Annotated in this window: 8 protein-coding genes; 2 read left to right on the top strand and 6 right to left on the bottom strand. The window is 64.4% G+C overall.

The features are described from left to right. The 6 genes from G9Q80_RS17810 to G9Q80_RS17785 form a co-directional block, all read right to left on the bottom strand. A partial coding sequence (locus tag G9Q80_RS17810) for an adenosylhomocysteinase (protein WP_168246508.1) occupies positions 1-182 on the bottom strand: 182 nt, incomplete at its 3' end. A gap of 28 nt (positions 183-210) precedes the next feature. Then, positions 211-1,401: a methionine adenosyltransferase gene (metK, locus tag G9Q80_RS17805; protein WP_069208191.1), complete on the bottom strand. Its 1,191-nt coding sequence runs from the start codon at positions 1,399-1,401 to the stop codon at positions 211-213. 60 nt (positions 1,402-1,461) lie between these two features. Further along, positions 1,462-4,125, bottom strand: a complete 2,664-nt coding sequence (gene metH / locus G9Q80_RS17800) for a methionine synthase (RefSeq protein ID WP_088714814.1) — start codon at positions 4,123-4,125, stop codon at positions 1,462-1,464. Continuing rightward, complete coding sequence (locus tag G9Q80_RS28770; protein ID WP_088714813.1) at positions 4,122-5,189, bottom strand: homocysteine S-methyltransferase family protein; 1,068 nt, start codon at positions 5,187-5,189, stop codon at positions 4,122-4,124. Before G9Q80_RS28770 ends, metH begins: the two co-directional genes overlap by 4 nt. An 11-nt stretch (positions 5,190-5,200) precedes the next feature. Then, positions 5,201-6,079 (bottom strand): methylenetetrahydrofolate reductase [NAD(P)H], encoded by an 879-nt coding sequence (gene metF, locus G9Q80_RS17790; RefSeq protein WP_088714812.1) that lies wholly within the window; start codon positions 6,077-6,079, stop codon positions 5,201-5,203. A gap of 75 nt (positions 6,080-6,154) precedes the next feature. After that, entirely contained in the window at positions 6,155-7,840 is a 1,686-nt protein-coding gene (locus G9Q80_RS17785; RefSeq protein WP_088714811.1) for a glycine/sarcosine N-methyltransferase, read from the bottom strand. Positions 7,841-8,697: 857 nt separating this feature from the next. Here G9Q80_RS17785 and G9Q80_RS17780 point away from each other — a divergent pair. Next, on the top strand, positions 8,698-9,474 hold the full coding sequence (locus G9Q80_RS17780; RefSeq protein ID WP_088714810.1) for an energy-coupling factor ABC transporter ATP-binding protein: 777 nt from the start codon (positions 8,698-8,700) through the stop codon (positions 9,472-9,474). Then, positions 9,449-10,066, top strand: a complete 618-nt coding sequence (locus G9Q80_RS17775) for an energy-coupling factor transporter transmembrane component T family protein (protein WP_088714809.1) — start codon at positions 9,449-9,451, stop codon at positions 10,064-10,066. The genes G9Q80_RS17780 and G9Q80_RS17775 overlap by 26 nt, the downstream gene beginning before the upstream one ends.

The following is a 10,066-nucleotide window of genomic DNA, read 5'->3' as shown; positions in this document are numbered from 1 at the left end:
ATGTGCAAGGAACCGACGATGCGCGCGCCTTTCAGCGGTTTCGCCTCGCCGTATTCCGCGCGCAGCGCCATCAGGCCCGGCATCTCGGTTTCGGCAATGTCGAGTTCCTTGCGGCCGAACCCGGCCAGTGCAATATCGCGGACGGCATAGTCCGCCGCTTTGACGTTTTCAGGTTTGTTCATGAGTGGTTATCCTTGAATTCCGTTCGCGTCACTGGGCGGCCACGGTGGCACCGAAGCTGCGGGCCAGCTCGTCGGCGAGATCTGTCCGTTCCCAGGAGAATCCGCCATCTTCAGCGGCTTGCCGTCCGAAATGGCCGTAGGCGGCGGTTCGGGTATAGATCGGCTGCAGCAGATGCAGGTGATCACGGATACCGCGTGGGGTCAGGCGGACCATCTCGCGCAGGCGGCGCGACAGGTCGTCTTCGGAAACCTCCCCGGTGCCGAGCGTATCGACATAGAGTGCCACTGGCTCGGGCACGCCGATGGCATAGGCCAGCTGGATCTGGCACTTGTCGGCCAGCCCCGCGGCCACGACATTCTTGGCCAGGTAGCGGGCGACATAGGCTGCGGAACGGTCAACCTTGGTCGGGTCCTTGCCCGAGAAGGCACCGCCGCCGTGGGGCGCCGCGCCACCGTAGGTGTCGACGATGATCTTGCGGCCTGTCAGCCCGGCATCGCCGTCAGGGCCGCCAATGACAAAGTTACCGGTCGGGTTGACGATCAACTTTTCGTCGGCGGGCAGGTCCCAGCCCTCGTCCTTGAAGACATCGGTGATGTAGGGCTTGACCAGTTCGCGCACCTCGGCCTGGCTGAGACCCTCGAGGTGCTGCGTCGACACCACGACGGTGTCCAGGCCGACAGGCTTGCCGCCCGCGTATTTCAACGTCACCTGGCTTTTCGCGTCGGGGCCGAAATTCGGCTGTTTGCCGGATTTCCGGTCCTCCGCCATGCGGCGCAGGATGCGGTGGGCGAACTGGATCGGCGCAGGCATCAGCTCGGCGGTTTCGTTGCAGGCGTAGCCGAACATGATGCCCTGGTCGCCGGCACCTTCCTCGCCCTTCTCGCCCTCGTCGACGCCCTGCGCAATGTCGGCGGACTGGGCGTGCAGGCGGCAAACGATCTCGGCATTGCGCCAGGAAAATCCGGTCTGGTCGTAGCCGATATCACGGATTGCATCGCGGGCAATCTGCTCGACATCCTTGAGCACGGCTTCCGGTCCGCGCACTTCGCCGGCGATGGTCACGTGATCGGTGGTTGCCAGCGTCTCGCAGGCCACGCGGGACTGCGGATCGGCGGCCAGGTAGGCATCCAGGATGGCATCCGAAATTCGGTCGCACACCTTGTCTGGATGTCCTTCGGACACCGATTCACTGGTAAACAGCCAAGTCTTGTCGCTCATCTCGTTCCTTTCTCCACTACGGTGGGATTGGGTCGGTATTGGCAAGTGGTCTTGCGGGGGTCAGGCGATCTTGCGATCCGCCGATGATTTGTCGGGCCGATAAGCCAGGCTGGGGGCCAGCCAGGATTCGACTTCGGCGATCTCCATTCCCTTGCGCGCGGCGTAGTCCGACACCTGGTCCGGTCCGATCCGGCCGATGCCGAAATAACGCGCCTCGGGATGCGAGAAGTAGAGGCCCGAAACCGCGGAGGCGGGCCACATCGCGCAGGAGTCCGTGAGTTTGAGGCCGGTATGCGCAGGCGCATCCAGCAAGTCGAAAAGCGTACGCTTCTCGGTGTGATCCGGGCAGGCGGGATAGCCGGGCGCCGGGCGGATGCCGCGATACTGCTCGCGGATCAGCCCCGTGTTGTCGAGTTCCTCGCCTGGAGCATAGCCCCAGAGGCTGCGGCGCACGCGGGCGTGCAACGCCTCGGCAAAGGCCTCGGCCAGCCGGTCGCCCAGGGCCTGCACCATGATCGAGTCGTAATCGTTGCCCTCGGCTTTCAGCCGGTCGGCGATATGATGCACCTCCGGTCCGGTGGTGACGGCGAACCCGCCGACCCAGTCCGCCGTGCCCTCGGGGGCGACGAAATCGGCCAAGCACATTTGCGCGGTGTCGCGGGTCTTGTTGCGCTGCTGGCGCAGCTGCGGCATCCGCGCGCGCAGCTTGCCGCGCGTCTCGTCCGTCCAGACCAGGATATCGTCCCCCCGGCTGTTGGCGGGCCAGAGACCGACCACGCCACGCGGGTTGAACCAACCTTCGCTCTCGATCCGGTCCAGCATCTTTTGCGCGTTGTCGTACAGTTCGCGCGCCGTCTCGCCCCGGTCGGGGTCGTCGAGGATGGCAGGGAAGTTGCCCCGCATTTCCCAGGTGGCAAAGAACGGCGTCCAGTCGATGAAGCCGCGCAGGGCGGCAACCTCCGTATCGTCGACCACCGTCAGGCCGGGCGTCTGCGGCGCGGGGGGCGTGTAACTGTCCCAGCCCCCGTCAAAGGCATTCGCCCGCGCCTGCATCAGCGGGGAGGTGGGCCGGTCGCCGCCACGGCTATCGCCCGCACGCATCTGTTCCTGCTCCGCGGCGATCTCGGACAGGTAGACCGGCCGGGCCGTTTTCGACAGCAACTTGGACACCACGCCGACGGCCTTGGAGGCATCGTCGACATGGATCACGCCATGTTCATATTCCGGCGCGATCTTGAGCGCGGTGTGCTTCTTGGAGGTGGTCGCGCCCCCGATCAACAGTGGCAGGTCCAGCCCCTGCCGCTTCATCTCTGCCGCCACCTCGACCATGCGGTCGAGCGACGGGGTGATGAGGCCGGACAGGCCGATGATATCGGCCTTTTCCTCCTTGGCCTTTGCGATGATGTCCTCGGTCGGGACCATCACGCCCATGTCCACCACGTCGTAGTTGTTGCACTGCAAAACGACGCCGACGATGTTCTTGCCGATGTCGTGAACGTCGCCCTTTACCGTGGCCATCAGCACCTTGCCCTTGGCCGAAGTGTCGCCCTGCTGGCGCTTTTCCTCTTCCATGAAGGGCAGCAGATGGGCGACGGCGGTCTTCATGACGCGGGCGGACTTCACCACCTGCGGCAGGAACATCTTGCCGGCGCCGAACAGGTCGCCGACCACATTCATGCCGTCCATCAACGGGCCTTCGATCACATGCAGCGGCTTTTCCGCGCGCAGGCGGCATTCCTCGGTGTCCTCGACCACGAAATCGGTGATCCCGTGGACCAGCGCGTGTTCCAGCCGTTTTTCGACCGGGGCCTCGCGCCACTTGGGATCTTCCTTTTTCGACGCCTCGCCGGTGCCCTTGTATTTGTCCGCGATCTCCAACAGGCGCTCGGTCGCGTCGTCGCGGCGGTTGAACAGCACGTCCTCGACGCGTTCGCGCAGTTCCTCGGGAATATCGTCGTAGACGGTGATCTGGCCCGCGTTGACGATGGCCATGTTCATGCCCAGCGGGATCGCGTGGTACAGGAAGGCCGAGTGCATCGCCTCGCGCACGGCATTGTTGCCGCGAAAGCTGAACGACACGTTCGACAGTCCGCCAGAAACATGCGTGTCCGGCATTTCCGCCTTGATGAGCTTGATGGCCTCGAAAAAGGCATTGGCGTAGTCGTTGTGTTCCTCGATGCCCGTCGCGACGGCAAAGATGTTGGGGTCAAAGATGATGTCCCAGGGCTGGAACCCCGCCTTCTCGACCAGCAGGTCGTAGGACCGGCGGCAGATCTCGTACTTGTGCTGCGCGGTCTCGGCCTGGCCGTTCTCGTCGAAGGCCATGACCACCACGGCGGCGCCGTAACGGCGGATGGTGCGGGCCTGTTCCAGGAAGGCCGCTTCGCCCTCCTTGAGCGAGATGGAGTTGACCACCGCGCGGCCCTGCACACATTTCAAACCCGCCTCAATCACCTCGAACTTGGAACTGTCGAGCATCACCGGCACCCGGCTGATATCGGGCTCCGAAGCGATCAGGTTGAGGAAGGTGACCATAGCCTTTTCCGAGTCGAGCAGGCCCTCGTCCATGTTCACATCAATGATCTGGGCGCCGTTCTCGACCTGGCTGCGCGCCACATCGAGCGCAGTGGCAAAGTCGCCCTCCATGATCAGCTTCTTGAATTTGGCCGAGCCTGTGACGTTCGTGCGCTCACCGATATTGATGAAATTGGCAACACCGCTCATGCTGCATCCTCCGTGCTGGTACCGGGGGCCTCGAACATCTCCAGCCCCGACAGACGCATCCGCCGCACCGTTGCAGGGACCGCCCGCGGCGACTTGCCCGCGACGGCATCGGCAATGGCGCGGATATGGTCGGGCGTCGTGCCGCAGCAGCCGCCGACGATGTTCACCAGCCCCGCATCGGCCCATTCGCCCAAATGGGCGGCGGTTTCCTCGGGGGTTTCGTCATAGCCGCCCATCTCGTTGGGCAGGCCCGCGTTGGGATAGGCGCTGATGCGAGTGTCCGCGACGTCCGACAGCGTACGCACATGCTGACGCATCTCGCCCGCGCCGAGGGCACAGTTCAGCCCCACCGAGAAGGGGCGCACATGGCTCATCGAGACCCAGAAGGCCTCTGGCGTCTGACCCGTCAGGGTGCGCCCGGAGCGGTCGGTGATGGTGCCAGAGATCATCAGCGGCGGCACGTCCAGCCCTTCGTCCTTGAGGCAGTCGATGGCAAAGAGCGCGGCCTTGGCGTTGAGCGTGTCGAAAATCGTCTCGACCAGCAGCACATCGACCCCCGCCTTGACCAGGGCGCGCGCGGCCTCGCCATAGGCCTTTGCCAGATCGTCGAAGGTGACGGCGCGATAGCCCGGATCGTTCACATCCGGGCTGAGGCTGGCGGTCTGGTTGGTCGGGCCGATGCCCCCGGCAACCCAGCGCGGGCGATCCGGCGACGACATGGCCTCGGCCGCCTCGCGGGCAAGCCGCACGCTTTCGGCGTTCATCTCGGTGACAAGGCCTTCCATGCCGTAATCGGCCTGGCTGATCGCATTGGCGCCGAAGGTGTTGGTGCAGAGGATATCCGCGCCCGCCTCCAGGAAGGCGGTGTGAATGTCGAGGATCATCTCGGGCTGCGTCAGGCTCAGCAACTCGCTGTTGCCGCCCACGTCGCTTGTCCAGTCAGCAAAGCGCGTGCCGCGATAGACCTCCTCGCCGGGCTTGTGCTGCTGGATCATGGTGCCCATGGCCCCGTCCAGCACCAGGATGCGTCGGGCCGCATGGGCCGTGATATCGGTCTCGGTCATCTCGTCTCTCCTCAGGCGGCGCTCTCGGCCGCGGGTCCGGTGGTCAGTCCCAGCGCGCGACAGACCGCCAGGCTGATGTCCGGTCGGTTCAGCGTGTAGAAATGGAATTCGGTAAGCCCCGCCTCCATCAGCAGGCGGCATTGTTCCGTGGCAACACTGGTCGCGATCATGGCGCGGGTTGCCGGGTCATCGTCCAACCCGTCGAACATCTGAGCCAGCCAGTCCGGTACCGAGGCGCCGCACATGGCCGAGAACCGTTTGAGTCCCGCGAAATTCGCCACCGGCATGATTCCCGGCACAATCGGCGCGGTGATGCCCGCAGCGCGGGCCCGGTCGACGAACCGCAAGATGACCTCGGTGTCAAAGGTGTACTGCGTGATCGCCCGGGCCGCGCCCGCGTCCAGCTTGCGCTTGAGATGGTCCAGGTCGGCCTCGGCACTGGCGGCTTCGGGGTGGACCTCCGGGTAGGCCGCGACCGAGATGTCGAAATCCGCCACCCTGCGCAGCCCCGCCACCAGTTCTGCCGCGTCGCCGTAGCCGTCCGGGGCAAGGCTCTGCCCCTCGGGCAGATCACCGCGCAGAGCCACGATACGCGTGATGCCCTTGTCGTGCAGCCCCCGGGCCAGCCGGTCGACCTCGTCACGGCTGGCCCCCACGCATGTCAGGTGATGAGCCACTGGGCGCCCGGTGCGATCCCCAACCATGTCCACCACGCGGGCGGTACGATCACGGGTGCTGCCGCCCGCGCCGTAGGTCACCGAAAAATAGGCTGGATCGGCGCTGGCCATTTGATCGACGGCGCGCGCCAGCGCCGTTTCACCGGCATCGGTTTTTGGCGGGAAAAGCTCGAAGGACACACAGGCGGTGGGATCGGGATAGGTCCCGGTCATGCAGAACTCTCCAATGATGGGGGCGAATTGGTGAAGCAGAGGCCGGGGCGCGCGGCGGCACCCCGGCACATCACATCACGCCGGCTTGCGGAAGTGCTGGACGCCCCAGGCGAGATGGCCTTCGTCGGCGGCCTTCACCCAGTTCTCCAGCCCCACGGCCATCTTGTCGAGATACTCGGCCGAGGCCCCTGCCTCGCGCAGTTTCTCGTAGTTGGCCAACAGTTCTTCACGGACGCGGAAATAATGCGTCCGCAGGTCGCTGACGGCCTCTTCCTGCTCCACCGTCTCGAAACCGAGCGCCTCGGCTGCTTCGCGGTAGAACCGGGGCGATCCCAGGTCGTTGAGTTGCAGGCGGTCATAGACCGGCTGCAACACGGCGGGGTCCGCATCATCGGCCTGCATCGGATCGGTAAAGATCAGGTGCCCGCCGGGCTTGAGCACGCGCCAGGCCTCGGCCAGGACCTTGGCACGCTGGGCGGAATGCAGGAAGGCATCCTGGCTCCAGGCCACGTCGCAGCTGGCATCCCCCTCCGGCACGTCCTCGAAGACGCCGTGGCGGACCGAGATCTTGTCGGACAGCTTGGCGGCGCGGATCTTGCCCAGGTTGTATTCGTTCTGCGTCTCGGACAGGTTCAGGCAAACCGCCTCGCAGCCTGTCTTGCGCACCAGCGTCCGCATGGCACCGCCATAGCCCGCGCCCATATCCAGCACACGGGACGAGGCATCCAGCTTGGGCAACCTGTCGATCATCGACTCGATGGTGCGGTCCGAGGCGGTGCGGATATCGGGCGTTTCCGCGTAGCGGCCGATATGCAGGTCTTCGCCGCCCCAGATCGTGGAATAGAAGGTATCCGCGTCGTCACTATCGTAATAATCTTCGGTGATGTCGCGAATATCCTGCGTGCCGTCGTCGCCGGTGGCACCCCAGCGCACAAGGTGCATCGCCGATTTCTCGGCCACATGGATGAAGAAATCCGGGTCGTCCTCGGCATAGGTTTCCTGGAAGTCGCCATAGGTGCGCACCCGCTCGAACCCGGCCTCGGACAGCAGACGGCGCATGTAGTTCTTGCGGATCGGGCACATGTTGAGCGTGTATTCCGACCCGTCCGGGAAGGAATAACGCATCCGGCACAGCCCCTCGTCGATATGGTCGGGCTCGGCGGTCACCCGGTCGCCGCAGTAGTAATACTTGTGCTTGGTCGAGAACCCCCGGTCGAGCATGGCATCGTAGTTGCGCTGATCGAGGATCAGCAACCCGTCATGCTTGAGCGCGGCATAGAACTCGGCCAGCGCGCGGCGGCGTTCGGATTCCTTGTAGAGGTGGGTAAAGGAATTGCCCAGGCAGACGATCGCATCGTACTTGCCGTTGATATCCCGGTTGAGCCAGCGCCAGTCGGCCTGCGCCGTCTTGAGGATCAGCCCGCGGCTGCGCCCGTTCTCAAAGGCTTTGGCCACCATCGAGGCCGCCCCGTCAGAGGCGGTCACGTCAAAGCCCGCCTCGGTCAGCCGGACCGAGTGAAAGCCGGTGCCGCAGGCGACGTCGAGCACGGTTTCCTTGCCGCGCGCCCGCAGGATGTCGATGAAGAACTGCCCCTCGCTCTCGGCACGGCCAGCCCAGTCGATCAACTCGTCCCACTTGTCGACAAAGGTCCTGACGTATTCCTTGCGGTAATGGTCGGTCTCGCGATCGGCCAGCGGATCGTCGCTGTAGACCTGGTCCGTCATGGTCAGTTCAGCGTTTTCGGCCATCGTATCGCTCATCTCTGTCTCCGTTCCAAACTGTCACGGCACCGGCGAGACGCATGCCCACCGGTCGCGCAATATCCCTGCGCAAGCCTCGAAAGGCTGCACTGATTTCTTTGCCTTCATCGGTATTCGCCCCGGCCAGCTTGATCGCGCCGCGGGAGGCAATGTGGTCAGGTGCAGGTTCTGCGCGGGTCGGCGCCGAGCAGGTAGTTGGCTCGGCCCGACGCAAGGCGTCAGAGTGCTGCCCGAATTGCACCGTGAACGTCACGGACAAATTGCGACCATTCAACCCCCAATTGCGACATTTTTTCTAATGCCCTGATATAATTTGAGAAAAGCAGGTTCTGCCGGCCTCGCACCTGCAGCATGACTCGCCGACAAGGCATCCATAAGTATGTGGTAATTGGGAGGTTTGACCTTGATCGTCGGAACAGTGGCACCGGAACCGCCTGGCCGACACCTTTGATGAAAAGCACGCAATTCAGTCGAGATCGGACCTCCTTCGACACGGCGAACCGTGCGCCGCAGCGCAGAATACCCATCGAAGACCTGCAAGCGAACCGCTCGGAACGGGCCCCGCAGCTTTCTGCGGGCGGCCATGCGGATCTTCGTTCGTTGATTCCGTCGGGCGATCTCCCGTTCTTCCTGGCAATGCCGAAGACGGCCCGAGGAAATCGGTTCGCCCATGTCGCACCCTGTCCCGATTGGCGTTCACGCCGTGACCGGCAAATCGCGAATCGTCAAAGCCTTCGACCCAACTGGCAAGGCGCAAGTCACCGGGCGGACACTTTGGCAAACACCTGCCAGCCCCAAGGTTCTGGTTGGACGCCGTGGGGAAACCCTGTAAGAGGGCTGGCGCGACAATCAGAGAAATGAAAACGATTCAATTGGCGCCTCGGATAACTACGGGCTCCGCTGGGACGGGGAAACCACCGGCACTCGTTCTTCGGGGCGTTTCGGTACGCCTCGGCGGACCGGCGATCCTGCACGACATCTCCTTTGACATCAGAGAGCGCCGCATCGGAATCGTCGGGCGCAACGGCTCTGGCAAGACCACGCTGGCGCGTGTGATCGCCGGGCTGCTGGCGCCCGATGGCGGCACCGCGGAAATCGACGGCACCGACATGGCGAAAGACCGCAAGGCGGCGCTGCGCACGGTCGGAATCCTGTTCCAGAACCCCGACCACCAGATCATATTTCCCACCGTCGAGGAGGAAATTTCCTTTGGCCTGGTGCAAATGGGGCGCAAGCGCGACGCGGCCGCGCTGGAGACCCGCGAAATCCTGCAACGGTTCGGCAAGTCCCACTGGGCGGGCGCGGCAACCCATGCCCTGTCACAGGGGCAGAAACAGCTTGTCTGCCTGATGGCGGTCCTTGCGATGCGCCCCGCCGTGATCGTGTTGGACGAACCCTATTCCGGTCTCGACATTCCAACACGTCTGCAACTCATGCGATTTGTCGACGAGGTCGAGGCCAGCGTGATCCAGATCACCCATGATCCCGACAGTGTTCGGCACTTTGAACGCGTGATCTGGGTGGATCGCGGCCGGATCCGTGAGGACGGCGAGGCTGCTGGCGTGTTGGCCGAATTCGAAGGCCAGATGCGCAACTGGGGGGAGCAGGATGATCTCTCTGACCTCTCCGGTTGAAACCTGGGCCCACCGCGTTCCCGCAGGGGTGAAACTGGCGGCCCTGTCGCTGGCAACCGCGGGACTGTTCGCGCTACAATCTCCCGTGGCCCTGGCGTTGGCGCTGGCCGGGGTGGCCGGTCTGGTGCTGACCGGCGGGCTGACCTTTGCCCGCGCGGCGGCGCGTGCGCTGAAAATCCTGCTTCCCTTCCTGTTGCTCATCGCGGTCTGGCACGGTGTGACCGGCCAGATCGAGGCAGGAATGGCGGTGGCCCTGCGCCTGCTTTCGGCCCTGGCGCTGGCGAATTTCGTCACGATGACGACGCGGCTCAGCGACATGGTGGCGGTTGCCGCCATCCTGCTGGCGCCGTTCCGCCGCCTTGGCTTGTCGACCCGTGCGCTGGAACTCTCGGTGGCGCTGGTCGTGCGCTTTACCCCGTCGATCGCGCGCAAGGGGGGGCTGCTGGCCGAAGCCTGGCGCGCCCGCTCGGCCCGGCGCACCGGATGGCAGATCGTCATGCCGTTGGCGGCAACGGCGCTGGACGATGCCGAACATGTCGCCGAGGCGCTGCGCGCCCGCGGCGGCCTCGAAACCACGCAACCCACGGACTAA

It is taken from the genome of Mameliella sp. LZ-28, from assembly GCF_012274245.1.
GTDB classification, from domain to species: Bacteria; Pseudomonadota; Alphaproteobacteria; order Rhodobacterales; family Rhodobacteraceae; genus Antarctobacter; species Antarctobacter albus.
Note: the sequence above shows the minus strand (reverse complement) of the source record. Positions and strands in the feature narration are given on the sequence as shown.